17 protein-coding genes are annotated in these 24,658 nt (G+C 73.8%); 8 read left to right on the top strand and 9 right to left on the bottom strand.

Annotated elements, in window-relative coordinates; translation table 11 throughout:
* Window positions 1–107: 107 nt before the first annotated feature.
* The 3 genes from H577_RS0110950 (at window position 108) to H577_RS17965 (ending at window position 2,502) form a co-directional block, all read left to right on the top strand.
* On the top strand, window positions 108–1,277 hold the full coding sequence (locus tag H577_RS0110950) for a trans-sulfuration enzyme family protein (protein WP_029145980.1): 1,170 nt from the start codon (window positions 108–110) through the stop codon (window positions 1,275–1,277).
* 86 nt (window positions 1,278–1,363) lie between these two features.
* The gene (locus tag H577_RS0110945) at window positions 1,364–2,050 is read left to right on the top strand and encodes a hypothetical protein (protein WP_036284780.1); all 687 of its coding nucleotides are present in this window, start codon (window positions 1,364–1,366) and stop codon (window positions 2,048–2,050) included.
* Window positions 2,047–2,502, top strand: a complete 456-nt coding sequence (locus H577_RS17965; protein WP_211217924.1) for an amino acid transporter — start codon at window positions 2,047–2,049, stop codon at window positions 2,500–2,502. Before H577_RS0110945 ends, H577_RS17965 begins: the two co-directional genes overlap by 4 nt.
* 115 nt (window positions 2,503–2,617) lie before the next feature.
* Here H577_RS17965 and H577_RS0110935 read toward each other — a convergent pair whose 3' ends face one another.
* Entirely contained in the window at window positions 2,618–4,240 is a 1,623-nt protein-coding gene (locus H577_RS0110935; RefSeq protein WP_036284775.1) for an AMP-binding protein, read from the bottom strand.
* A gap of 102 nt (window positions 4,241–4,342) precedes the next feature.
* Here H577_RS0110935 and H577_RS0110930 point away from each other — a divergent pair, with 102 nt between their 5' ends.
* Both H577_RS0110930 and H577_RS0110925 read left to right on the top strand, forming a co-directional pair.
* Window positions 4,343–5,167, top strand: a complete 825-nt coding sequence (locus H577_RS0110930) for a LuxR C-terminal-related transcriptional regulator (protein ID WP_029145977.1) — start codon at window positions 4,343–4,345, stop codon at window positions 5,165–5,167.
* Between the two features lie 101 nt (window positions 5,168–5,268).
* The gene (locus H577_RS0110925) at window positions 5,269–6,042 is read left to right on the top strand and encodes a thioesterase family protein (protein ID WP_029145976.1); all 774 of its coding nucleotides are present in this window, start codon (window positions 5,269–5,271) and stop codon (window positions 6,040–6,042) included.
* Window positions 6,043–6,211: 169 nt separating this feature from the next.
* Here H577_RS0110925 and purB read toward each other — a convergent pair whose 3' ends face one another.
* Entirely contained in the window at window positions 6,212–7,585 is a 1,374-nt protein-coding gene (gene purB / locus H577_RS0110920; protein WP_029145975.1) for an adenylosuccinate lyase, read from the bottom strand.
* Between the two features lie 98 nt (window positions 7,586–7,683).
* Window positions 7,684–8,187, bottom strand: a complete 504-nt coding sequence (locus tag H577_RS0110915; protein WP_029145974.1) for a low molecular weight protein-tyrosine-phosphatase — start codon at window positions 8,185–8,187, stop codon at window positions 7,684–7,686.
* A 315-nt stretch (window positions 8,188–8,502) separates the two neighbouring features.
* On the opposite strand from H577_RS0110915, the gene H577_RS0110910 reads away from it, so the two are divergent.
* Together H577_RS0110910 and H577_RS0110905 are read left to right on the top strand one after the other, a co-directional pair.
* Window positions 8,503–8,766 (top strand): hypothetical protein, encoded by a 264-nt coding sequence (locus H577_RS0110910; RefSeq protein WP_029145973.1) that lies wholly within the window; start codon window positions 8,503–8,505, stop codon window positions 8,764–8,766.
* A 186-nt stretch (window positions 8,767–8,952) separates the two neighbouring features.
* A complete protein-coding gene (locus H577_RS0110905; RefSeq protein WP_029145972.1) occupies window positions 8,953–10,449 on the top strand; it encodes a hypothetical protein in 1,497 nt (498 codons plus the stop codon).
* A 292-nt stretch (window positions 10,450–10,741) separates the two neighbouring features.
* Here the strand turns inward: H577_RS0110905 and H577_RS0110900 are convergent, their stop codons facing one another.
* Complete coding sequence (locus tag H577_RS0110900; protein ID WP_245570387.1) at window positions 10,742–11,209, bottom strand: bifunctional nuclease family protein; 468 nt, start codon at window positions 11,207–11,209, stop codon at window positions 10,742–10,744.
* A gap of 372 nt (window positions 11,210–11,581) precedes the next feature.
* Window positions 11,582–12,859, bottom strand: a complete 1,278-nt coding sequence (locus H577_RS0110895) for a M18 family aminopeptidase (RefSeq protein WP_029145970.1) — start codon at window positions 12,857–12,859, stop codon at window positions 11,582–11,584.
* 490 nt (window positions 12,860–13,349) lie between these two features.
* Here H577_RS0110895 and H577_RS17960 point away from each other — a divergent pair, with 490 nt between their 5' ends.
* Complete coding sequence (locus tag H577_RS17960) at window positions 13,350–15,539, top strand: protein kinase domain-containing protein (protein ID WP_211217923.1); 2,190 nt, start codon at window positions 13,350–13,352, stop codon at window positions 15,537–15,539.
* 296 nt (window positions 15,540–15,835) lie between these two features.
* On the opposite strand, the gene H577_RS0110885 is transcribed toward H577_RS17960, so the two are convergent.
* The 4 genes from H577_RS0110885 to H577_RS0110870 form a co-directional block, all read right to left on the bottom strand.
* Window positions 15,836–18,298: a transglutaminase-like domain-containing protein gene (locus H577_RS0110885; RefSeq protein WP_156876632.1), complete on the bottom strand. Its 2,463-nt coding sequence runs from the start codon at window positions 18,296–18,298 to the stop codon at window positions 15,836–15,838.
* A gap of 34 nt (window positions 18,299–18,332) precedes the next feature.
* Entirely contained in the window at window positions 18,333–19,499 is a 1,167-nt protein-coding gene (locus tag H577_RS16220) for a DUF58 domain-containing protein (RefSeq protein ID WP_211217922.1), read from the bottom strand.
* Between the two features lie 724 nt (window positions 19,500–20,223).
* A complete protein-coding gene (locus H577_RS0110875; protein ID WP_051191972.1) occupies window positions 20,224–21,216 on the bottom strand; it encodes an AAA family ATPase in 993 nt (330 codons plus the stop codon).
* On the bottom strand, window positions 21,213–24,644 hold the full coding sequence (locus tag H577_RS0110870) for a fibronectin type III domain-containing protein (RefSeq protein ID WP_029145966.1): 3,432 nt from the start codon (window positions 24,642–24,644) through the stop codon (window positions 21,213–21,215). Before H577_RS0110870 ends, H577_RS0110875 begins: the two co-directional genes overlap by 4 nt.
* Window positions 24,645–24,658: the final 14 nt, after the last annotated feature.

Raw genomic sequence — 24,658 nt, 5'->3', positions numbered from 1 at the left:
GCGACACGCCCGCACCCACCGGGCGCGCGCCGCCGGCGGCACAGATCCGACGCGGCATCCCACACCCCTGCTTTGCGCGGCACCCGCTTCAGGGGCAGAGTAGCCACATGCCCCTGCCCGAGCCACATCTGGACACCATCGCCGTGCACGCCGGTCGTGCAGACCTCGCCGACCTGGGCGTGCACGCCCTGCCGATCGACCTGTCCACCACCAACCCGCTGCCCGACGTCGACTCCGGCGGTGACTCGTACGAGTCGATGGCCACCGGCGGCCATCCGCTGCCCGCCGGCGGCATGGTGTACGCACGGCTGTGGAACCCGACGGTCGCACGGTTCGAGTCCGCGCTCGCCGAGCTCGAGCACGCCGAGGCGGCGGTGGCGTTCGCCAGCGGCATGGCGGCGACCACCGCGGCGATCCTCGCGCACACCGGAACCACCGGCAAACGGCACATCGTCGCCGTGCGGCCGCTGTACGGCGGCACCGACCACCTGCTCGACATGGGTCTGCTGGGCACCGAGACCACCTACTGCGACGAAGCCGGGGTGGCCGATGCCGTGCGGGACGACACCGCCCTGGTCATCATCGAGACGCCCGCCAACCCCACCCTCGACCTCGTCGACATCGCCGGCATCGTCGCCGCGGCCGGCGACGTGCCGGTGCTGGTCGACAACACGTTCGCGACCCCGGTGCTGCAGAACCCGATCGCACACGGTGCGCGCATGTCGCTGCACAGCGCGACCAAGTACATCGGCGGTCACGGCGACGTCATCGCCGGCGTGATCGCCTGCGACGAGCAGACCGCGGTCGCGCTGCGGTCGGTGCGCGCGATCACGGGTGCGCTGCTGCATCCGCTCGCCGCGTACCTGCTGCACCGCGGGCTGCAGACCCTGCCGCTGCGGATGCGCGCCCAGCAAGCGTCGGCGGCGCGCATCGCCGCGTGGCTGGCCGAACACCCTGCGGTGCAGCGGGTGTACTACCCCGGCATCGACGGCGACGAACGCGGCATCGTGGCGCGACAGATGCGCGGCCCCGGGGCGATGCTCGCGGTGTCGCTGCACGGCGGCTACCCCGCCGCCGAGGCGTTGACCTCACGGGTGCGACTGTTCACGCATGCGGTGTCGCTGGGCGGTGTCGATTCGCTCGTGCAGCTGCCCGCCGCGCTCACCCACCGGCCCGTGCCGCCCGAGGCGCGGCCGGGGGCGGATGTGGTGCGCATCTCGGTCGGTCTCGAAGACGTCGACGACCTCATCGCCGATCTCGACCAGGCCCTGAGCTGAGGCCCCGGCGCCCGGGCCGGGCGGCACGACCTAGACTGGAGGCATCCGTCTCGCAGTGTGCGAGCCTGTCTGTCGAGGATTCCGCCGTGTCGACCGCCCCTGTCGCGCGCCCGTTCGAGGCGCGTCATCTGCAGCTTGCGCGCGCCGTCGTCGCCGCGATCGCCGCGGCGATGATCACGTTCAGCTCGGACCACTCCGCCGCGCTCGGCCTCGCCGTCTTCAGCGGTTTCGCCATCACCACCGCGCTGTTCCTGTTCGTCGCCGCATGGTTGGCGTTCCCGGCCGGGGCGCGCTGGCCGGTGCTGCTGCTCGGGGCCATCGACGTGGTCGCGGGCATGGTCGCCGGCGTCGGTCCGCTGCGCACCGATGGCATGTTCTTCGGTCTCGTGATCGCGTGGGCCGTGGCATCCGGCATCGCCGAACTCGCGATCGGGCTGCACGCCCGCCGCCGCGCGGTCACCGCGCAGGACCGCTCCGACGCCCGCGACGCGCTGAGCGCCGGTGTGCTCGGCCTGGTGCTCGCCGTGGCGCTGCTGCTGGTGCCCGCCGGGTTCGCGTGGACGTACACGATCGCCGAGGCCCACCGCACCTTCACCCTGACCGGGATCACCATCGGCGTCGGCATCTTCGGCGGGTACGCCGCCATCGTCGCCGTCTACCTCGGCATCGCCGGATTCTCGCCGCGCAAGGCCGAGGCATCCGCACCCGCCGCAAACCCCGCGGTCGCAGCCGACGCTGCCGCATCCGATGAGAAAGCCGGAGGTGCCGCATGACCGAGAAGCGCCCCACCACTCGCCGCGACCTGATGAAGCCCGCCCAGCTGCTGGGCCTCGCCCTGATCGCCGCGCTGTTCGCTGGGGTGGTGACGCTCGTGTCGATGGGGTTCTTCCAGAACCGCTTTCCCGGCGAGAGCGTGCACGCGCTCGTGGTCGGCCTGATCGTCGCCGGCATCACCTTCATCGTCACGATCGTGGTGATCTCGCTGCTGCTGCTCATGGTGCAGCCCGAACAGATCACGCACCCCGTCGACAAGCCCGTGCTCATCGCGCGCGATCAGGCCGTCGCCGCCGAGAAGGCGAAGCGGGCGGATGCCGCCGGCCCCGCCGGCGCGGGTTCCACCGCCGCCGGCACCGTCGGTCAGACCGGCAGCACGGCCCCGGCCGGCGGTACGGATGCCGCGGGCCGCACGCCCGCGCCCGGTGCCGACGACGACCCTCAGGTCTGAGGCATCCGACGGTCGCATGCCCGCGCCCGGCGCGCCCGGTGCCGACGACGACCCTCGGGCCTGAGGCATCCGGCGATCGCACCGGCGGGCCGCACCCACCTCGCCCCCGCGCGCCTCAGCTCGCGCGCATCGCGGCGAGCAGCTCGATCGCCCGCTCGCGCATCTCGACCTTGCGCACCTTCCCGGTCACCGTCATCGGGAACGCGTCGACCACGTGCACGTACCGCGGGATCTTGAAGTGGGTGAGCCGCCCGGTCGCGAACGCGCGCACGTCGTCGGCGCCCAGCGGCTCGGCACCGGGACGCATCACCACCCACGCCATGATCTCTTCGCCGTAGACCTCGTCGGGAACGCCGATCACCTGCACGTCCGAGATGTCGGGGTGCCGGTACAGGAACTCCTCGATCTCGCGCGGGTAGATGTTCTCACCGCCGCGGATGATCATGTCTTTGATGCGGCCGACGATGTTCAGCCGGCCGTCCTGGTCCATCGTGGCGATGTCGCCGGTGTGCATCCACCGGGCCTCATCGATCGCCTCGGCGGTCTTGTCGGGTTCGTCCCAGTAGCCGAGCATCACCGAGTACCCGCGGGTGCACAGCTCGCCGGGCACCCCGCGGGGCACGACCAGGCCGTTCTCGTCGACGATCTTGACCTCCAGGTGCGGCATCACGGTGCCGATCGTCTGCGTGCGCGCGGCCACGTCGTCGTCGCGTGAGGTCATCGTCGACACCGGCGAGGTCTCGGTCATGCCGTAGCAGATGGCCACTTCGGGCATGTGCATCTCGGTCATCACCCGCTCCATCACCTCCACCGGGCAGGGCGAACCGGCCATGATCCCGGTGCGCAGCGACGAGCAGTCGAACTCGGCGAACCGCGGGTGGCCGAGTTCGGCGATGAACATCGTGGGCACCCCGTACAGCGCGGTGCAGGCCTCGTCCTGGACCGACTGCAGCGTCGCCTCGGCGTCGAACACCGGCGCCGGCAGCACGACGCACGCGCCGTGCGAGTGCGCGCCGAGCACCCCCATCACCATGCCGAAGCAGTGGTACAGCGGCACCGGCACGCACACCCGGTCGGCCTCGGTGTAGCCGACGCCCTCACCCACGAAGAAGCCGTTGTTGAGGATGTTGTGGTGCGACAGCGTCGCGCCCTTCGGGAACCCGGTCGTGCCCGACGTGTACTGGATGTTGATGGGCTGGTCGAACGTCAGCGCGGCTGCGGCATCCGTCAACGCCGCCCGGTCGGTGGCGGCGCCGCGGGCCATGAGGTCGTCCCAGTCGGGCGTGCCGATGAACACGGTGTTCGAGGCGCCGAGCTCGGCGAGCATGCCGGCGTAGTCGGTGGTGCGGAACCGGGTCGCGCTGACCACCAGCCGCATGCCCGACTGCCGCAGCACGTAGTCGAGTTCGTGCGTGCGGTAGGCGGGGTTGACGTTCACGAGGATCGCGCCGATCTTCGCCGTCGCGTACTGGGTGAAGATCCACTCGGCGCAGTTGGGCGACCAGATGCCGACCCGGTCGCCCTGCCGCACGCCGAGTTCGAGCAGGCCGAGGGCCAGGGTGTCGGCCTGTTCTTTGAGCTGGGCGAAGGTCCAGCGACGGTTCGTGGATGCCTCGACCAGCGCCTCGCGGTCGCCGAAAGCGGCGGCGGCGTCGTCGAGCATCTGCCCGATGGTCTGGCCGAGCAGGGGAGCCGTGGCGGCCCCGGACACGTAGGAGGTCTGTGCTTCGTTGCGCATGTCGCTCATCCTGGGGCAGGCCACCGCGGGTCACCACCCCCGTTCGGGGGTGGACTTCGGCGCGCCCAGGTGGCACAGTGAACCAGGCCGGAGGGAGTCGTCGTGGAATCCTCACTGACGCGGGCGCTCGCCGCGATGCGGCAGGCGACGCGGCTTCCGGTCGCGTTCGGCGGCGCGGTGACCGCGCCCGGCAGCTTCACGATCGCACAGACCTCGGGTGCCGACACCACAGCGCTGCGCGGGCTGGTCATCCGGTCCGGGCACGGGCTGGGCGGGCGGGTGCTCGCCGAAGCCCGCATCGCGACGGTCACCGACTACCTGTCGGACGCGCGCATCACCCACCAGTACGACCCGGCGGTCTCGGCCGAGGGGCTGCGGTCGATCGTCGGCGTGCCGGTCGTGGCCGACGGGCGGGTGCGGGCCGTGCTGTACGGGGCGTCGCGCACCTCGACCGGGTTCGGCCAGGCCGTCGTCGACGCGATGCGCGAGACCGCGCGGCACGTGGCGTTCGAGGTCGCGGTCGCTGAGGCGACCGAAAGACGGATGCGGTCGCTGGAGACCACGGCACTGCTGCGCGCCGTCGACCAGGCGCCGACGGCGCCGGAGTGGGAGGAGGTGCGCCTGGCGCACGCCGAGCTGCGGGCGCTGGCCCGCGGCATCCAGGACGACGCGCTGCGCGACCGGCTCGACGCCATCGTCGCGCGCCTGGCCGGAGGCGGAGTGCCTGGCGCGGTGAGGCTGTCGGGGCGCGAGACCGACGTGCTGGCGCTGGTGGCGATCGGCTGCACGAACATCGAGATCGCCGAGCGGCTGGGGCTGGAGCGCGAGACGGTGAAGGGGTATCTGCGTGGCGCCATGCGCAAGCTCGGCGCGCACCGGCGCACCGAGGCCGTCGCGCAGGCCCGCCGGTTCGGGCTGCTGCCGTAGGGGCGCAGGCTCGGCCAGCCGCGGCTGCGGCTTCCCGGGGCGAGGTGCGGCCGTGGCATCCGGATTCGAGCCCGCACGCGCCCCCGGCATACGATGCGAGGGTGTCTGCGTACTTCGAACGACTGGATCAGACGCGCTTTCGCGCCAACGACGGAGTGGGTGGGGCATGGGACCCCGACGAGCAGCACATCGCGCCGGCCCTTGGCCTGATCGCGCACGAGGTTGAGCGCGAGCATCACGCGCGGCGTAAGGCGCCGCTGCAGCTGGCCCGCATCTCGTACGACATCCTCGGCGTGATGCCGATCGACGAGGTCGAGGTGACGGTGCGGATGCTGCGGCCCGGGCGCACGATCGAGCTGGTCGAGGCGCAGCTCAGCCATGACGGCCGGCCGGCGGTGTCGGCGCGGGCGTGGTGGATGCAGCAGGCCGACACGGCGGCGCTGGCCGGATCGGGGTTCGCGCCGATGCCGCCGCGCGCCGAGCTCGCGCCGTGGAGCGGGGCCGAGGTGTGGCCGGGCGAGTTCGTCACCACGGTCGAGGCGCGCCGGCGTCAGGCGGAACCGGGCCGTGCGTGGACGTGGCTACGGCCGCGTGTGGCGCTGCTGGGCGACGAACCGGTCAGCGCGACCGCACGGCTGCTGGGCATGATCGACTTCGTCAACGGGGTGACGGTGCGGGTGGGGCCCGAGGCCGCGGTCTTTCCGAACATCGACCTGACCGCGCACCTGTTCCGCGTGCCGGGCGATGACTGGATCGGCTGCGACACCACCGTGAGCTTCGGGCCCACCGGCATGGGCCTGACCCACACGATCCTGCACGACGAGCGCGGCCCGCTCGGCGCGGTCGAGCAGTCGCTGACCGTCCGCCCGCGATAGCGGGGGGTCTGCACGACCCGCCGCAGGGCGGAGGGCACGGGCCGCGGCAGGGCGTACGGCAGGAGTCCCGGCGGGGCCTCTGTACGGGCCGCGACGGGTGCTACGGCACGAGCCGCGGCAGGCCTACGGCGAGCCCGGCAGGGCGGACGGCACGAGCCCGCGACGGGTGCTACGGCACGAGCGTCGCGGCCAGCCCGGTGTAGGTGGCGGGGGTCAGCGCGAGCAGGCGCTGCTTCGCGGCATCCGAGATGTCGAGCCCTTCGACGAACGCGGCCAGTCCCGCGGCCCCCACGCGGTGGCCGCGGGTGAGGTCCTTCAGCAGCGCGTACGGGTCGCTGATCTGCGAGTCGCCGGCGGCGATCTCGGCGCGCACCACGGTCTGGATCGCCTCGGCGAGCACCTCCCAGTTCGCGTCGAGGTCGGCCGCCAGCGCCTCGCGCGACAGCGCGATGGAGTCCAGGCCCTTCAGCAGGTTCTCGAGCGCGAGCAGCGAGTGCCCGAACGCGACGCCGATGTTGCGCTGCGTGGTCGAGTCGGTGAGGTCGCGCTGCATGCGCGAGGTCACCAGCGTCTGCGCGAGCGTCGCGAACAGCCCGCCGGCGATCTCGAGGTTCGCCTCGGCGTTCTCGAACCGGATCGGGTTGATCTTGTGCGGCATCGTCGACGACCCGGTGGCGCCCGCGACCGGGATCTGCGTGAAGTATCCGAGTGAGATGTAGGTCCAGGCATCCGTCGCCAGATTGTGCAGGATGCCGCCGGCATGACGCGCGCGATCGTAGAGCTCGACCTGCCAGTCGTGCGACTCGATCTGCGTGGTCAGCGGGTTGAAGCCGATGCCCAGGCCCTCGATGAACTGCCGGCACAGCGCCGGCCAGTCGACCTCGGGATCGGCCGCGACGTGCGCCGACCAGGTTCCGGTCGCGCCCGAGAACTTCGCAAGGAACTCGGATGCCGCGACCTGATCGGCCACCCGGCGCAGCCGGGCCGCGAACACCGCCAGTTCCTTGCCCATCGTGGTGGGCGTCGCCGGTTGCCCGTGGGTGCGGGCGAGCATGGGCGCGTCGGCGTGCTGCCGGGCAAGCGTGTCGATCTTCGCGATCACCTCGTGCAGCTTCGGCAGCCACACCTCGGTGACGGCCCGCTTGACGGTCAGCGCGTACGACGCGGAGTTCACGTCCTCACTGGTGCACGCGAAGTGGGTGAGCTCGGCGATACGGCCGAGGCCCAGGGTGTCGAGTCGGTCGCGCACCAGGTATTCGACGGCCTTCACATCGTGGTGGGTGACGGCTTCTTTGGCGGCGAGCCAGTCGATCTCGGCCTGCCCGAACTCGCGGTACAGGTCGCGCAGGCGGTTCTTGTCGGCGTCCGACAACGGCTGCGTGCCGAACAGGCCGCGATCGGTGAGGGCGATGAGCCACTCCACCTCGACCTCGACGCGGGCGCGGTTCAGTCCGGCCTCGGACAGGTACTCGCCGAGCGGTGCGACCGCGTCCCGGTATCGACCGTCGAGGGGGCTCAGAGGCTGCGGGGCAAGAGTGGTCACGGGGCTCCCTTTCGCGGGGATCCGCGGCGGATGCCACCGGTGCGGCGGCGCGGATCGCGGGTCAGGCGGACCGGAGACCGGGCCGCGCGGATCGCGGGTCAGGCCGCGCGGATCGCGGGTTCGAGCTGCCGGAAAAGCGCCCGGCACGCGCTCTCGATCATACCGAGCACGTCGTCGAACATCGCGGGCTCGGCATAGTAGGGGTCGGGCACGTCGAGCCCGCCGCCGGCGCGCTGGTCGAACGACAGCAGCAGGGCGATCTTCGACTCGTCCTCCTCGCTGCGCGCCCACTCGTGCAGTACCCGCTCGTGGCCGGTGTCGAGGGCGACGACAAGGTCGTTCTCGTCGAAGTCGCGGTAGCCGAACTGGCGGGCACGGTGCGTGGACCCGTCGTAGCCGTGCCGCTCGAGCGCGGCGAGCGTGCGCCGGTCGGCGCGTTCGCCGACATGCCAGTCGCCGGTGCCGGCGCTCGTCGAAACCACCCGGTCGCCCAGGCCCACCGATTCGGCGAACCAGCGGAACGTGACCTCGGCCATCGGTGAGCGGCAGATGTTGCCGGTGCACACGAACACGACCCGGAAGGGCGGGGGTGCATCGGCCATGGCTCTATTCTGCGGGCTGCGCGCCGGCGCGCAACAGCCGGTGCGCAACGGCGGGCGCGCAGCGGCGGGTGTCGCTCTGCCGGGGTGACCCCATCCTCACCGGTCGTCGTCGCGCACGGTCGGAAAGGTCGCGACCGTGACGACTATGTGCGGCGACGACTCCAGGCGAGAGCAGAAGCGCGGCGCACATGCGGCGCACTCGATGCTCTGCCGGACAGCTGCATCGCCGCCTCCCCAGGTGGCGCCGGGCGCGGGTTGTCCACGGATCGACCGGTTCGAGGCATCCTGCCCCCGCCGACGTGCCAGCGTGGAGTCATGTTCGCCGTGACCGACACGCTGCAGGCGCTGGATGCCGTCGCCTGGGCGCTCGGCGGCTGTGTGCGTGAGATCGACCAGGTGAGGGCGGATGCTGCCGGGATCGCCGCCGACACGCAATGGCGGGCGCGTGCGGTGGCCCGTTACCACGCACAATCCGAGGCGCTCGCCGACCGGCTGGCTCGCCTGGCCGACGACGTGGCGGACCAGCAGGAACGGGTGCGGGCACTGCGGGCGGCTGCGGCGGCCGCGGGGGTGACGTGAGGGGGCCGATGACGGAGGTGAAGGCGGGGGTGACGTGAGGGGGCGGCGTGGCGTGTGGGGGCGGGACACGTGACGGCCGCCGGGGGCGGATGACGGAGGTGAGGGTGACCCGGGGGCGGGGGCGACCTGTGGGGGCGCGACACGTGACGGCCGCCGGGGGCGGCATGACGGCGACCGACGACGGAGGTGAGGGCGACGGGCAGCGACGATGACATCGACATCCGCTCCGGCGGGGTGGTGGCGGTCGACACCGGCTCACTGCGGGACGCGGCCGCCCGGTTCGCGGTGCTCGACGACCGGCTGTGCGCCGTCGCGCACGACCTGCTGACGCAGAGCCGCGCCGTGGTGGCCGCGGTGCCCGCCCCGGCGTACGCGGCGGCGATCCCCGACCTGCTGACGCGGGCGTCGACGGATGCCGCAGCCACCGCCGACGAGCTCGCCCAGATCGTCCACGACCTGCGCGAGCTCGCCGACACCTACGACGTGGTCGAGGCCCGGGCGCGGGCGATGATGGCGCTGTGGCCGGGCGCCGGTCCCGGTGAGGTGATCGGTGCGGTGTACGGACTGCGGGCCGTGGAACAGCGGCATCCTGACGCCGTCGCGCGGGCCGACGCGGCGGTGACCGCCCGCGACCTGTCGATCGGGGCGCAGCTGAGCTCACCGGCCAACGCCGGAGGGTACCTGTACCTGCCGTTGGCGTTCGTGGTCTCGCCGGCGCTCGGGATCGTGCTGCTGGCCGCGGCGAGCCGGTTGCCGGAGGCCGCGCAGGGCGCACAGGCGCTGATCCGCATGCTCGGTGCCGGCACCATCGCGCAGGGCAGTCGGCTCGTCGGCGCGGGCGAGCCGGTCGAGGTGACGCAGGTCGGTGCGAGTTCGACCGCCGTGCCGCCCGACGGCCTCGCCGACGCGCTGGGGCGGATCCCCGACGACGCCCGGGTGCGGGTCGAGACGTACACGATGCCCGACGGCAGCACCCGGTATGCGGTGTATGTCGCGGGCACGCGTGACTTCTCACCGGTGCCGGGAACGGACCCGTTCGACCTGCACTCCGACACGCAGCTGTACCTGGGGCAGGATGCGTCGGCGTACGACGCCGTCGTCCAGGCGCTGTACGATGCGGGCGTGCCGGAGGGGGCGACCGTGTATCTGTTCGGGCACTCGTTGGGCGGCATGATCGTCGACCGGCTCGCGATACAGGGCGGGTACGACACGCGGATGCTGGTCACCGCCGGTTCGCCCACCGAGGCGGAGGTCGGTCCCGAGACGCTGAGCGTGCAGCTGCGGCACACCGATGATGTGGTCCAGTCGCTGGCGGCGGGCGGGTCACCCGGGCAGGTGGGAGCATCCGGCTCGCTCGTCGTCGAGCGCGTCGGCGACCCCATGCCGCGGCCGGGCGACCTCACGCTCGCGCCGCATCATCTCTCGGTCTACGTCGGCACGGCGCGCCTGGTGGATGCCGCGACCGACCCACGCACCCAGCGCATGCAGCAGGTGCTCGGCCAGCTGCGCGGTGCCACCGCCGTGACCGCGGTCGAGTACGACGCGACGCGGGTCGCACCGCCGGCGAATCCGAAGCCGGCATCGCAGCCCAGTCCTCGTCCCGGGCCTGCGCCGGTGGCGCCGACCCCGCCGTCCGGGCAGCCGAGCCCGCACCCGGCGCCTTCGCCCGGTTCGCCGCGGTAGGTCGTGTCTCCGCAGTCGGTGCTGGGGCTCAAGGCAATCTGGCCGGCGTGCATGCTCCCGCGAGACCTGCGTCGCCGGGCATGTCTCAGAACGTGTGGCTTGCTGGCACCCGGGGTCGCAGTTTCTGGGACATGGTCAGGGCGCGTGTCTCAGAACGTGTGGGTTCCTGGCATCCGGGGTCGCAGTTTCTGGGACATGCTGGGCGGGCATGTCTCAGAAGGTGCGATGTGTCGGCGCCGGCGGCTGCCTCGGGGAGGAAGGGCCCGCGATCATGTCCGGTGCAGACGAGGGTCTACTCGCGGAAGTCGTCGGGATCGACCTGTTCGAGGAACTTGGAGAACTCGGCCACGTCGGCCTCGGCTTCGGCCTCACTGATGACGTCCTCGACGCCGGCCTCGGCGAGCACCTCGTCGGCCACGAACATGGGGGCGCCGGTGCGCGCGGCCAGGGCGACGGCATCCGATGGACGGGCGTCGATGCGGTGGACGGCGTCGCCGGATCGCACCGTAATCTCGGCGTAGAACGTGCCGTCGTCGATGCGGGTCACCTCGACGCGGTCGACCGTGGCGCCCAGGGTCCCGAGCATGGTGCGCAGCAGGTCGTGCGTGAGCGGGCGCGGGGTGGGCGCACCCTCGATCGCGACCATGATGGCGGTCGCCTCCATCGCCCCGATCCAGATGGGAAGCAGTTTGCTGCCCTCCGGGCCGACCTCGACCGGCTGCAGCAGGATCACATGCTGACCAGACGTGTCGAGGGCCACGCCCGCAACCCGAACCTCGACCATCATTCCTCCCGGTGCCCGTTCCGACATCGTACGCACGCTCGGCCATCGGTGGGGTCGGGTGTTGGGCGGAGAGCCCATGCCGGGCGGTGGGGAGGTGTGGATGGTCCGCGCCGGAGCCGGTGGGGAGGGGCGGACGGCCCGTTCCTGGACCGTGGCGAGGCGCGGAGGGCCCGCGCCCAAGCCGGCGGGGAGGCGCGGAGGGGCCGCGCCTGAGAAGGTGGCGAGCGGCAGATCGCCCGGGCGGGTGGGGCGGGCAGACGGCCCGCGCTGGGTCGGTGGGTGCGGCGACGGCGGCCCCGCCGCTACGCGGTGAAGAACGCCGTGGCTACGCGGTGAAGAAGCCCGCGGCTACGCGGTGAAGAACGCCGCGGCGACGCGGGTGAGATCGTGCAGGTCCGACACCCCGGCCAGCTCGCGCGCGGAGTGCATCGACAGGATGGGGATGCCCACATCGACCGTGCGGATGCCGAGCCGCGTCGCGGTGATCGGGCCGATCGTCGACCCGCACGGCACCGCATTGTTCGACACGAACTCCTGGCTTCTCACCCCGGCCCGATCGCACCATCCGTGCCACGCGGCGGCACCCGTGGCATCCGTCGCGTACCGCTGGTTCGCGTTGATCTTCAGGATCGGCCCCGACCCGAGCACGGGCTGCACCACCGGGTCGTGCCGGCCGGCGTAGTTCGGATGCACCGAATGCCCGACATCGCTCGACACGCACCACGACTGCGCCAGCGCGCGCAACTGCTGCTCGCGATCGGCGCCGAGCCCCGACCACACCCGCTCGAGCACCTCGGCCAGGAACGGCCCGGCAGCCCCCGACCGGGTCGCCGACCCGACCTCCTCGTGATCGAACACGGCCAGCATCGCGATCCGCTCGCCGGGCTCGTCGAGCGCGGCCAGGGCGGCCACGCCGGCGTGCACCGAGGCCAGGTCGTCCAGCCGCCCCGCGGCGAAGAACACGTCGTCCTGCCCGAACACCCGCCCGCGGGCGGCGTCCGCCGTCACCAGGTCGTATCCGCGGATGCGGGAGGCATCCACCCCCGCCGCCGCGGCCACCTCGCCGAGCAGGTCGGCCGACTCGGCGGAACCCAGCCCCCACACCGGCTGGGTCTGGGTCTGCTTGTCGAGCGCCAGGCCGTCGTTCACCTGCCGGTCGAGATGAATCGCCAGCTGCGGCAGTCGCAACAGCGGGCCGGTGGATGCCAGCACCTGAGTGCCGTCGTCGAGCACCACGCGTCCCGCCAGGGTCAACTCGCGGTCGAGCCACGAGTTCAGCAGCGGACCGCCGTAGACCTCAACCCCGGCCTGCAACCAGCCGTGAGATCCGGTGGTCGGCTGCGGCTTGAGCTTGAAACCGGGCGAGTCACTGTGCGCCCCGAACACGTGTATTCCGGTTTCGGCATGCGCCTGTTCCGGCACGATCCAGGCGATGATGGCGCCGTCGCGCAGCACGAAGAAGCGCCCGCCGCGCGGATCGGGCCACGCCGCGGTCTCGTCGAGCGCGGTAAAACCGGCATCCGTCAGCCGCCGAGCGACCTCGGCTGCGGCGTGAAAGCTCGACGGCGACGCCGCGACGAAGTCGGCGAGGTCTGCGGCGTGGGCGAGGGCGTCGGGCGTGGGCACGGGTGGGCCTTTCTGGCTGAACGGATGCGGTGGTTCGATCGTACGCGGGCGTGCCGCGCGGCGAGGGCGGCCGGGCCGATCGGCCGCGCGGGCAGGGCGGCCGGGCCGATCGGCCGCGCGGGCCGCCGACAGGCTGGATCGCGCGTCAAGGCCCTGCCGGAGCGGAGAACGGCCGGCTCAGCCTGTTGACGGGCCGCTCCGACGGACGGCCGCGACGGGCCGGGTCGGCGACAGGTCTGGCCGCGGCCGGCGCCCCGGCGTGTGCCGGAGCCACCCCGTGTCTCAACTTGAGACGGCCGCGCCGCGCCACCAGACCCTGCAGGTGCGGGAGCCCACCCCGTGTCTCAAGTTGAGACAGCCGCGCCAGGCCACGAGCCCCGGCGGATGCCGGAGCCATCGCCGCCGGGTGCCGGAGCCATCGGCCCGGGCGCCGGCGCCGCGGCCCGGGCACAGGCGCGGCTTTGGGCATATCCTCGTGTACGGACCATCGGTGGACAGGGGGGATGTCGTGCCGGACGAGGAATGGGCCCCGCCCGAGCCCGCGCGCCCGCGCGCCGCGCAGGCTCCCGGCCCCACGCCGACGACGCCGGCCGCGGTCGTGTCCGGCTACACCGACCTCGTCGAGATCGCGCGCGGCGGCGACTCCATCGTCTACCGGGCGCGCCAGGTCTCACTCGACCGCGACGTCGCGATCAAGGTCGTGCAGCTGTCGGACCCCTCCGCCGTGGCCCGGTTCCAGCGCGAGCTGGCCATCACCGTGCGCCTCGGGCGCGCGCATCCGCACATCGTCACGGTGCTCGACACCACCACGACCGCCGCCGGCGAGCCCTGCCTGATCATGGACTTCCACGACCTCGGTTCACTGCACGACCGGCTCGTCGCCCAGGGGCCGCTGTCGGCGTCCGAGGTGGTCGAGGCGGGCACCGCCGTCGCCGACGCGCTGGCCTTCGCGCATGCCGCCGGTGTGCTGCACCGGGACGTGAAACCGCAGAACATCCTGGTGCTGCCGACCTCGTATGTGCTGAGCGATTTCGGCATCGCGCGGGGCATGGATGCCGACCGCACGGCGTCGCTCGAGCGTTTCTCGTACCGGCACGCCTCGCCGCAGGTGCTCGACGGCTTGGCGCCGACGGCCGCCGACGACGTCTGGTCACTCGGGTCGACCCTGTTCACGCTGCTCGAGGGGCGTGCCCCGTTCGCCGCGGACGATCCCGACGACGACACCGCCCTCGCCTATCTGCGACGCGTGCGCCTGAACGAGCGCCGCCCGATGCGCCGCACCGACCTGCCTGCCGGGCTGCGCGAGGTCGTCGACGGATGCCTCGCCCCCGACCGCGCGGACCGCATCCCCGCCGCCGAGCAGGCGCTGGCCATGCTGCGCGGCATCCGCACCGAGGGTCGCAGTTGGCAGCCGACGGATGCCTCAGCCCCGGCCCGCGGCGTCGCGCCGGTCGCCGTCGCGCCGGTGACCGAGGACGTGGGGGTGGCCGAGCGGCCGGTGGTGGTGGCCGGCGGGCCCGAAGCCGGGCGCGCGCCGGTTCCCGGTGCGTCCGGGACGGGCGAGGGGCCGGCGGCGGCCACACGTGGAGGCGTGGCGGATACGGCAACCGACGAGCGCGCGCGAACCGGGCCGTCGGTCGGTGCGCCCGGCGGGAGTACGGGACCCCATGTCGCAGCCGGCACGGACTCATCGACACCGGTACCCGTGGCGGATGCGGCGACCGGGATGCAGCGTCCCGCATCTGCCGAGCCGGTGCCCGCCTCTGCCGACTCGGCGCTCGCAGCCGTCGGACCGGCCGCGACCGCCGCCGCCACCCCCGGCGCCCCCGGTGACCCGGCGCGCGGTCCCGCTGGGCAGGCGCCCGCACCCGCCACCGCCGCCGAGCCGGCGCCCACGTCCCCCTCCACTGAACCACCGCCGCTGTCGTCGCAGGCCCCCGCCACCGCCGCCGAGCCGGCTGCCGCGCCCGGCGACCCCACCGTCGCCCTCGCACCCGTAGCCCCCGCCCCCAACTCGTCGCAGCCCGGGCCGGCTGAGCCGGCATCGCCGCCCGCACCCGCACCCGCGGGGCCTCCGGCAACGGTTGCGCGGTCGGCACTCGCCGATCTCGCGCCGGCCCCCGCATCCGTGCGCCCGGCCGCCGACGACGAGGCCACCGGCACGCTCGCCGCACTGACCCGCGACGAGCCGGCGACCCCTTCCGACCGTCGGCGGGGCGGTGCGTGGCGCCGCGTCGCGTTCTTCCTCGGTGGGATGCTGCTGGCCGGAGCGGCGATCGGCGTGGCCACCGCGCTGCTGCAGAGTCACCCCACGGCGCCGCACACCCCGGCCGCGGTCGACACCACGGTGCCGAGCGCGCCGGCGTCCCCGCCCGCCGATGACGGACAGCCGACCGTGTCGAACCCGGCGTTCGCACCGCGCAACCTGGTCGTCACCGACCGTGGCACCTCGGCCCTGCTGACCTGGGCGGCGCCGCAGCGCGATGTCGAGTTCCTCGTGGTGGTGCAGGTGGATGCCGGGTCCTCACCCGTCGTCGTCGCCCACCTGCCGGCGACCGCCACCGACTACACCGTCGAAGGGCTGAACCCCGACGTCCCGAACTGCTTCGCCGTCGCGGGATACGGCACCCAGGACGGTGCGGCTGCGGCCGGATCCAGCCTCAAGGTCTGCACGCACTGACCCCGCCGGTCCCAGTCCCCGGTTACCGTCGCCCGTGGCGCAGCACCCCGACCCGGGTGCGCTTACCGCCGCCCGTCGCGCAACACGCCGACCCGGGTGCGGCTACCGCCGCCGGTCGCGCAGCACCGCGGCCGTGGGGCCCGGCTACCGCCGCCGGTCGCCCAGCACCCCGAGCCGGGTGCGCCTACCGCCACCGGTCGTTCAGTACCCGCGGCCCTGGGCACGGCTACCGTCGCCGGTCGCGCAACACGCCGACCCGGATGCGGCTACGCCCAGCACCCGCACCTGCGACCTGGCTACCGCCGCCCGTCGCCCAGCACCCGCGGCGACACGTGCCATACGAGCCTGCGCCACCACCCGGCCCGCCGTCGCAACGCGCGTTCGATCCGCAGTGCTGCGGCCCAGTCGGCGGATGCCTCGTCCTGCTCCCTCGCGTCGAGCACCGCGACTGCGGCGTGACCCGGCGCCGGACCTGCCAGGGGGTCGGGAGCCGCGCCCTCCCGACGCGGATCACCGATGCCGGCCGCCGGAGCATAGGCGTCGCGCTGGGCGCGCGCGGCCAGGGCCAGCGCATCCGCGGCGAGCGTGGACTCGCCCGCGTGTCGCTCGCCCGCGACCCCTGCCCCGCCGGTCACCGCACCCGCGGTATCCCCGGCCCGGCCGCCACGGCCCACCGCATCCGCATCGCGATCATCGACCACGCCGCCACCACCACCGCCACCACCGCCGATACGCGCAGCACCAGCGCCCGCACCCGCCACATCCGCACCCGCGCTATCACCGGCCCGACCCCCGCGGCCCACCGCATCCGCATCGCGATCATCGACCCCGCCGCCACCCGCGGCCGCCTCGGCCACGCGCCGGGCCACCTGCTCGGGCGTCATGCCGGGCTCGATCCGCACGCCGGCCAGCGCCGCGGCGTCGAGCACCTGCGCCCAGGCGCCCGGCGCCCCGGCCGACCGCCAGCGCAACCGGCGCCGCACGCGCAGCCACACCAGCATCCCGATGCCGACGATCAGCAGCACCAGCACGCACGCCGCGACGACCGCGAGCACCGCCCCCGTCGACCCCGACCGCGCCCCGACCGGGGCGGCCGCGGGGGGCGCGGCATCCGGAACCGCGCCACTGGGCGCGGGCGTGGGCGTCGGCGCCGCCGCGACATCGCCAGCCGGCGGCGTGTGCCGGGTGAGGATCGCCGAATCCGGACTCGGATCGACCGTCACCCAGCCCGCCCGCGACAGGTACACCTCCGCCCACACCCGCGCATCGGCGCCGGTGAACACCGTGCGCGCACCGGCGGGCCGATCCGACCCGGTGTCGAACCCGACGACCAACCGGGTCGGGATGCCGATGGCCCGGGCGAGCACCGCGAACGACGCGGCGAACTGCTCGGTCGTGCCCACCTGCCCGCCGTCGGCCTTCGACGCGAACAAGAACTCCGTCAGCCGCCCGTACGACGCCCCCGACGGCGCCCCCTGGTCGAGGGTGCGGTCGCCGCGCACGAAATCCGACAGCGCCGTCACCTGCGCCCACGGCGTGTCGGCACCGGCGGTCAGCGCCTGCGCCTGGTCGACCAGGTCGGTCGGCACGCGCGGCAGCTGCAGATACCGGGATGCCTCGGACTCGGGCGGCACGCCCGCCCGGGTCACGGCATCCTCACTGGGCGCATCGACCGACGCCGTCACCGTGACCGGCGCGTCGGCGCGGCCGTCGGATGCCACCAGGGACCCGGTGTCGGCGTCCATCAGCACCCCGCCCGTGGCCTGTTCGGCCAGGCCCAGGCTCGGCACCCACGCACCGGTGAGCGCGCCGGGCTCGAACCGGTAGGTCACCGTGTGCCGCCACGTGCTCGCCGGCAGGTCGGGCTTATCGACCACGCCCACCTGCCGCAGCCGGCCCTCGAGCGTCCACGCGGCGCCGTCGAAGTCAGGCAGCACCGCCAGCCGCACCCGTTGCGGCGCCGGTGAAGCCGCGATCGTGAACAGCGTCTCGTCGGCGCGGGTGTTCCACAGCGCCACGTCGGGCAGCGGGTTCGTCGCCTGCGCCGGCAGCTGTGGCGGCGGCACCAGTGCGCGCGGCTCGAACCGGTCGCCGGCGGTCAGCGCCGCGCCGGTCAGCGCCAGCGCCCCGACCACGACGGCGGCGATCGCCGCGGCCGCCCACGCCGCCCGAGTCGGGCGCGCCGACCGGCGGGGGTCGGCGTCCGCCGCCGGGATCGCCACCCAGCCCAGCAGCAGCAGGGCGATGGATGCCGCGGCCACCAGTCCGTGCGCGTCGGCCTCGCCGGCCGTCAGCAGCGCCCCGGCGGTCTGCAGCAGCACCAGACCGATCAACGGCGCCATGCGCGCTCGCCCGCGGGCGGTCACCGCCAGCGCGACGCCGAGGGCGACCAGCCACACCAGCATCCCCGCCGGAACGAGGTAGCCGATCGCGTCGGGAGCCGGCCGCGGAGCGGTCAGCAGCCGTGGGATCGCGTCGACCAACGGTGCCAGCACCCCCGGCCCGGCCCAGTGCGGGTCGTCGCCGACGCCCACCCCGCCCAGTGCGATGCCGGCGATCACGGCCAGCGCTCCCACGCCCAGGGCGATCCAGCCCGCGCCGATGCGCAGCGCCCGCCCGAGCACGACCAGCAGCGTCGGCACGAGAACGCAGCCGATCAGCACCGGTAGCGCCCACCATGCGGCATACCCCGCGGCGATCGGCACCGTCGACAGCGCCAGCACGCAGCCGGCCCACACCACCGCGATCGCCCGGTTCACCGTGCCACCACCCACGCGACGGTCGTGATCGGCGTCATCGGCCCGCCCCGGTCCCGGCGGCGGCGGTGCGCCAGCCGTAGGCGAGGTCTTCGGCGCGCGGCCCGCGCAGCACCAGCACCCCGCCCGACGCCGACACCATCCGGTCGGGGGCCTCGTCGACCAGCGCCACCACCCCTACCGGGGCGGCGGCCGCGGTGACCAGCAGGTCGGACTGCGCCGCATCCGCCCCCGACACCACGGCGACCACATCGGGCGAGCTGAGGTAGGCGTGCACCCCGACCGCGTCGTGTTGCACGGTCAGCGTCGCCAGTCGCGCCAGCGCCTCAGGCGCCACGCGGCCGGGATCGACCTGCCCGACCGGCACCGGAAGCTCGAGATCGAGCGACCCCGACAGCGTCGCCACCCGGGCCGGCGACCGCGACGCGGCCGCAGCGTCGAGCAGGCTGGCCGCCACATCGACCGCCTCATCGAACCCGCCGTCGCGGTACGAACCCGCCCGGTCATCGAGCAGCACCGTCAAGAACGGCATCGCCGGATCGGCGTCCTCGCGCACCATCAGCACGCCACGCCGCGCGCTGGTCGCCCAGTGCAACCGGCGCAGGTCGTCGCCGGGCACGTACTCGCGCAGCCCCACCAGATCGGTGCCGCCGTGCGCGATGCGCTCATCGGCCCCGACGTGGCTGCGGCGCAACCCGGGCGGCAGGCCGGCGGCATCCAGCAGTCGCGGCTCGACCAGCACCGACGCCGACTGTCCGTAGGCGCGGCGCACCCGCACCAGGTCGGCGAACGACCGCCGATCCAGGCTGAGCGGGCCGAACGTGATGACCCCGCGCCGCTCGGTGGGGATGCGCACCGTCGTCTCGGCGCTTTGCCCGCCGCGCAGGGTCGGAAACTCGAACGCCACCGGCGCGCCGTCGACCCGATCGGTGCCGGCCAAGGTCACCGGCCACCGCCGCGCCGTGTTCACCACCCGGATCGTCGCCCGGCACTCATCGAATCGCGACACCCGCTCGGGCCGCACGGTGCGGCTGATCGTCACCGGCGTCGGCACCGCCACGCTGACCACCGCGACGACAAGGGCCGCGGTCAGCGCCACGGCCAGGCCGACCAGGGCGGGATACCCCGTCCACACCCCGCCGACCCACGCGATCACGGCGACCACCAGGCTCGCCCAGCCGCGCGCGGTCGGTCGGATGCTCACGCTGCCGCCCCGATCGGCGCGATCGGTGAGGGTCGCAGAACACGCCCTTGGGCGTCCTCTGAGGCGGCCGCTTCTGCGACCCGTCGCAAGCCCTGTCGCAGAAGTGGCCGGGTAGCGGTGGCGGGGTGGGTGTCTTCTGCGACCTGCACGGACCGGCCGCGGCGCGCGGATGCCGCATCCGGCGCCGTCGCGCGCGGGGATGCATCGACCCCGGCCGGCTCTGGGCGGTATGTTCTCGGCGCCGGTCGCAGAAAGCGCCCTCGGGCGTCCTCTGAGGCGGCCGCTTCTGCGACCTCACGTGCGCGCGGTCGCAGAAGTGGCCGGGTAGCGGCGGCGGAGTGGGCGTCTTCTGCGACCTGCACGAGCCGCCCGCGGCGCGCGGATGCCGCGGCCGGCGCGGTCGCGTGGGGGGATGCAGCCGTCCCGGTCGGCGCGACGCGGCGCGTTGTCGACGCGGGTCGCAGAAAACGCCTTCCGGCGTCCTCTGGGGCGGCAGCTTCTGCGACCTCACGTGCGCGCGGTCGCAGAAGTGGCCGGGTAGCGGTGGCGGGGTGGGCGTCTTCTGCGACCTGCACGAGCCGGCCGCGGCGTGTGGATGCCGCATCCCACACGACCCGCAGGAGCCGAGCGCGGCGTGCGGATACCGCACCCGACGCGACCTGCACGGGCCGGCCGCGGCGTGCGGATGCCGCATCCGACGCGACCTGCGCCGGCACCCGCCCGCTCATGCCGGTGTGGGCCGCGGCGCCTCGACGCGGGCGATCACGTCAGCCAGCACGTCTTCGGCGCCGGTGCCGGCCAGCAGCGCCTCGCGCGTGGGCACCAGTCGGTGTGCGAGCACCGGAACCGCCAGCTGCTGCACGTCCGAGGGCACCACATAGTGCCGACCCTGGGTGGCCGCCCGCACCTGCGCGGCGCCCACCAGCGCACGCAGCGCCCGGGTCGACGCACCCAGCCGCAGCCGTTCGTCGGCGCGGGTGGCGGCGCCCAGGGCGCGCACATACCCGAGGATCGGGTCGGCCACGTGCAGTCCGGCGAGCATCCGGGTCGTGGATGCCACCGCCTCGGGGCTCGTCACCTGCCGCACCCGATCCACCCGGCCGGCGCTGCTGCCCGGCCGCAGCACCGCGATCTCATGGTCGACATCGGGGTAGCCGATGTGCACCCGCACCAGGAACCGGTCCAACTGCGCCTCGGGCAGCCGATAGGTGCCGTCCAGGTCGACCGGGTTCTGCGTGGCGATCACCAGGAACGGGTCGGGCACCGGCTGCGCCACCCCGTCGGCGGTGACGGTGTGCTCGGCCATCACCTCGAGCAGTGCCGACTGGGTCTTCGCGGCGGCCCGGTTGATCTCGTCGGCCAGCAGCACGTTCGCGAACACCGGCCCGGGCCGGAACGAGATCTGCCCGGTCGCCGGGTCGAACACGCTCGTGCCGGTGACATCGGCCGGCAGCAGGTCGGGCGTGAACTGGATGCGCCGCGAGATGCCGCCCACCGCCGCCGAGAATGCACGGGCCAGCGTCGTCTTGCCGGTGCCGGGCACATCTTCCAGAAGCACATGCCCGCCCGCGAACAACGCCACAGCCACCAGCTCCACGACGGTGCGCTTTCCGTGCAGCGCCTCGCACACCGCATCCACCACCGCGTCGTGCAGCAGCCGGAACCGTGCGACGTCCGCCTCGCTGGGTGGCGCGTCCTGCCGGATGTCGTCGGTCATGCGGTCTCTCCGTTCGAAGCGGCGGTGGTCTCAGCTGCCCCGGGGTACCAAGTGGTGCTCTCGATCACCTCGGCGCGGCAAGCGGCAGCGGTCTCACGTACCTCGGTGTGCGAGCCGGCGGTGGTCTCGATCACCTCGGCGCGCGGACCGGTGGTGGTCTCGATCACCTCGGCGCGCGGACCGGTGGTGGTCTCGATCACCTCGGCGCGGGACGGGGCGGTGGTCCCGGCGCACGAACCGGCGGCGGTCTCGGTCACCCCAGCGCGCGAAGCGGCGGCGGTCTCGGCCCGCCCGCCGCGTGCGCCGGCCCGGCGACGGCGCACCAGTCCACCGGTGCGCAGGGCGCCGGCGCACCCGAGCATCAGCACGCCCGCAGCCATCACCGGCGGGTTCGGCACGTCGGGCAGATGCCACGGGGCCGGGATGACACTCACGTCGGGGTCGCCGGTGCGCAGCGATGCCGGCGCCTCGCACACGCGCTTGTTCGGGTCGCAGTACGGCCAGTTGTCGCGCGGCAGCACGACCCGGGACTTGGTCGCCGACGTCACGTTCACTCCGCCGCCGGATGCGGTCACGTTCGCGGTGATCGTCGTGCCGTCGGTGGTGTTGAGGTTCGACGTGAAGACCACGCCGTTCGCCCCGCACGAGATCTGCGGGTTCCCCGCGGGCTTCCCGCCCATGGTGACGTGCAGCGTGCAGGTGCCGGTGAACGACGCCCACGACGCCGGCGCCTTGGCGCGGATCGTGTAGCTCACATACTCCTGGTGCGGGTCGGGCACGGTCGCCAGGATCGAGGTGACCACGGTGTCGCCGTTCTTCGGCGCCGGCGGCGGCGGTGGTGCCGGCTGGCCGGGGTTGACCTCCTTGCTGCCGCTGCCGGTCGCGCTGGGCCCGGTGCCGGCACTGTTGACGGGGGTGACGGTGACGGTCACCGAGATCGTGCCGGGCTCATCGCCCGGCCCGTCGCCGCACAGGAACTCCTTGCCCGGGTTGCACACCAGCGTGTCGTGCACCGACGTCGCCGTCGTGGTGACGGTCTTCGACCGGCCCGCGCCGGTGTACTTCACGGTGTAGGTCACCGGCGCGCCGTTGGCCGGTGCCGCCGCCCAGTGCGCGCTGAAGTCGACCGCGTGCCCGTCACCGTCCAGGCTGTCGACCACGGGCGTACCGGGTGCGCCGGGCGCGGCGACGAGCGTCACGCTGTTGCTGGCGGCCGAGTTCGCGCTCGAGGCGCCCAGCTGGGTCTGCACCGTGAACGTGTAGCTGCCGTAACCGAGCCCGGTGAAGGTGAGCGAGGTCTTCGTGCCGGCCGAGGTCCACGACCCGCCCGAGCGCTTGACCAGGTACTCGTCGGCGCCCGAGCTCGCCGCGTTCCAGGTGACGGTGACGCTGGTTCCGGATGCTGTGGCCACGACGTTCGTGGCCGCCGTCGCCGTCGGCGTGACCGGGCATGCCGGAGTGGTCACGTCGGCGCCGGCGCTGCCGGCGGGCAGGCCGGAGTGCGCGGCGGTCACCGTGACGGTCGCGGTGGTGCCGCACGCGATGCCCGACAGCGTGGCCGAGGTGGCGCCGGCCGGCGCGGTCGTGCTCACCCCACCGCCCGAGATCGTGTACCCGGTGGCGGCCACGGTCGGCGCGCTCCACGACACGGTCACCGCGCCGCCGGTGGCCGATGCGGTCACATCACGCGGGTTCAGGTCGGCGGGGTCGACCGGGCAGTCCGCGGTGCGCACGTCGGTGCGCGCGGCCGCGGCGCCGCCGTCGTAGCGGGCGGTGACGGTGAGCGTGACGGTGCGGCCGCAGGCCAGGCCGGATGCCACGGCCTCGGTGGCATCCCCGGGCACGGTCAGCGACGTGGTGCCGTCGGAACTGGTCACCAGGTAGTCGGTCGGGGCCACGTCGGGTGCCGTCCAGGTCAGGTCGACGTCGCCGTCCGGCTGCACCGACGCGGCCAGGTCGCGCACCGGGTCGGCGCTCGGGGTGGGATCGTCGGTGGGCGTACCCGGTCCGTCGGTGGGATCGTCGGTCGGCGTGCCCGGTCCGTCGGTCGGTCCGTCGGTGGGCGCGTCCGTCGGGGCATCTGTCGGCGTGCCGGGACCGCCGTCGTCGGGGGGAGTGGTGGGCTCGGTGACCGGGCCGGTCACCGGCGGCGTCGGGTCGGGCGTGGCCTGGTCGTCGCCGCGGTGAGGACGGCCGTGGTCGCCGTCGCGGTCGCCCTGGTCATGCCGGTCGCCCTGGTCATGCCGGTGGTCGCGTCGGTCGACCTGGTCGTGCCGGTCGGTCCACGGCGAGGTCACCTTCGGGATCGTCACCGGTGCAGGGGCGTCGACGCGGGTCTCGGGCACGCTCGGCTGGTCGAGGTCGACGACCCCGGTCGAGCCGTCCGGCTGCACCACCACGGTGCGTCCGTCGTTCGCCGTCGTGACGAACAGGCGGCCCTCGTCGGCGGTGAACTGCGGGTCGCCGCCACCGGGCACGACGATGTCGGCACCGGCACGGTGCCCGTTGTGGTCGAGCACCATGACCCGGCCCTTGCCCAGGCACGGCACGTACACGCGCTGGTCGAACACCTGCGGCCCGCCGGGCCGGTCGCATCCCAGACCCGCGACGTCCACCTGCAGCAGATCACGGTCCGACAGCAGGAACACCCGGCCCGAGTCGGTCGCCGACGCGGGCACGAGACTGGCCGGCGACCGCGGTGCGGCCGCGACCGTGCCGTCCAGATCGGGCACCGTCACCGCGACATCCGACCCCGCCCCCACCTGCACCACGGCACCGCCGTCGGCGGCGAACACGGTGACGCCCTTCTCATGCGGCACCAGGCGGCTGCGTGCGCCGGCGCCCGCGACCGGGCGGTGCTGGCCGGTGTGGAACGCGCCGGCGGTGGTCGAGTAGTCCAGCTGGGTGAGCGTGCCGCTGTCGGTGAGCACCCACACGTCGCCGTCGCCGTCGACCGCGGCATCGGCGATCTTCTGGTCGGTGCGGAACGGGGTGCCGAGGTCTGCGAGCGTGAGCGGGTCGACCGCGCGCACCGTGCCCGGGTCGGTGTCGACGAGCACCACGCGGCCGCCACCGACCAGCACCCGCTCGTCGGTACCCGCGCTGCGGCTGCCGCTGGCGACCAGTGCGGTCAGGTCCACGGCGGTGAGCGTTCCGGTGGTCTCGTCGTTGACGATGAGGTCGCCGGCGTTCTGCGCGATCGTCAGCCGGCTGCCGTCGGCGCCGACGATGAGTCTGCGCTCGGCGGTGCCGGTGGCCGGGTTCACCTGCACGATGCGGCCGTGCTGCCCGGGCAGCCAGGTCTGCCCGTCCGACATGTCGACCACGGTCGCGGCCACGCCGTTTCCGGCGAGCGCTCCGATCACCAGCAATGCGCCCCCGGCGGCCACGCCCACTTCGACGAGCCCCCGATCGCGCCCCCGAGACATACGGGACCACCATC

The organism is Microbacterium luticocti DSM 19459 (genome assembly GCF_000422405.1).
Classification (GTDB): Bacteria; Actinomycetota; Actinomycetes; order Actinomycetales; family Microbacteriaceae; genus Microbacterium; species Microbacterium luticocti.
The sequence above is the reverse complement of the archived record's forward strand: the minus strand, read 5'-3'. Positions and strand labels throughout refer to the sequence as shown.

Coding starts and splice junctions, on each gene's coding strand:
- H577_RS0110950 (WP_029145980.1), top strand. CDS start 108: ATGCCCCTGCCCGAGCCACATCTGGACACCATCGCCGTGCACGCCGGT.
- H577_RS17965 (WP_211217924.1), top strand. CDS start 2,047: ATGACCGAGAAGCGCCCCACCACTCGCCGCGACCTGATGAAGCCCGCC.
- H577_RS0110935 (WP_036284775.1), bottom strand. CDS start 4,240: ATGCGCAACGAAGCACAGACCTCCTACGTGTCCGGGGCCGCCACGGCT.
- H577_RS0110915 (WP_029145974.1), bottom strand. CDS start 8,187: ATGGCCGATGCACCCCCGCCCTTCCGGGTCGTGTTCGTGTGCACCGGC.
- H577_RS0110910 (WP_029145973.1), top strand. CDS start 8,503: ATGTTCGCCGTGACCGACACGCTGCAGGCGCTGGATGCCGTCGCCTGG.
- H577_RS0110875 (WP_051191972.1), bottom strand. CDS start 21,216: ATGACCGACGACATCCGGCAGGACGCGCCACCCAGCGAGGCGGACGTC.
- H577_RS0110870 (WP_029145966.1), bottom strand. CDS start 24,644: ATGTCTCGGGGGCGCGATCGGGGGCTCGTCGAAGTGGGCGTGGCCGCC.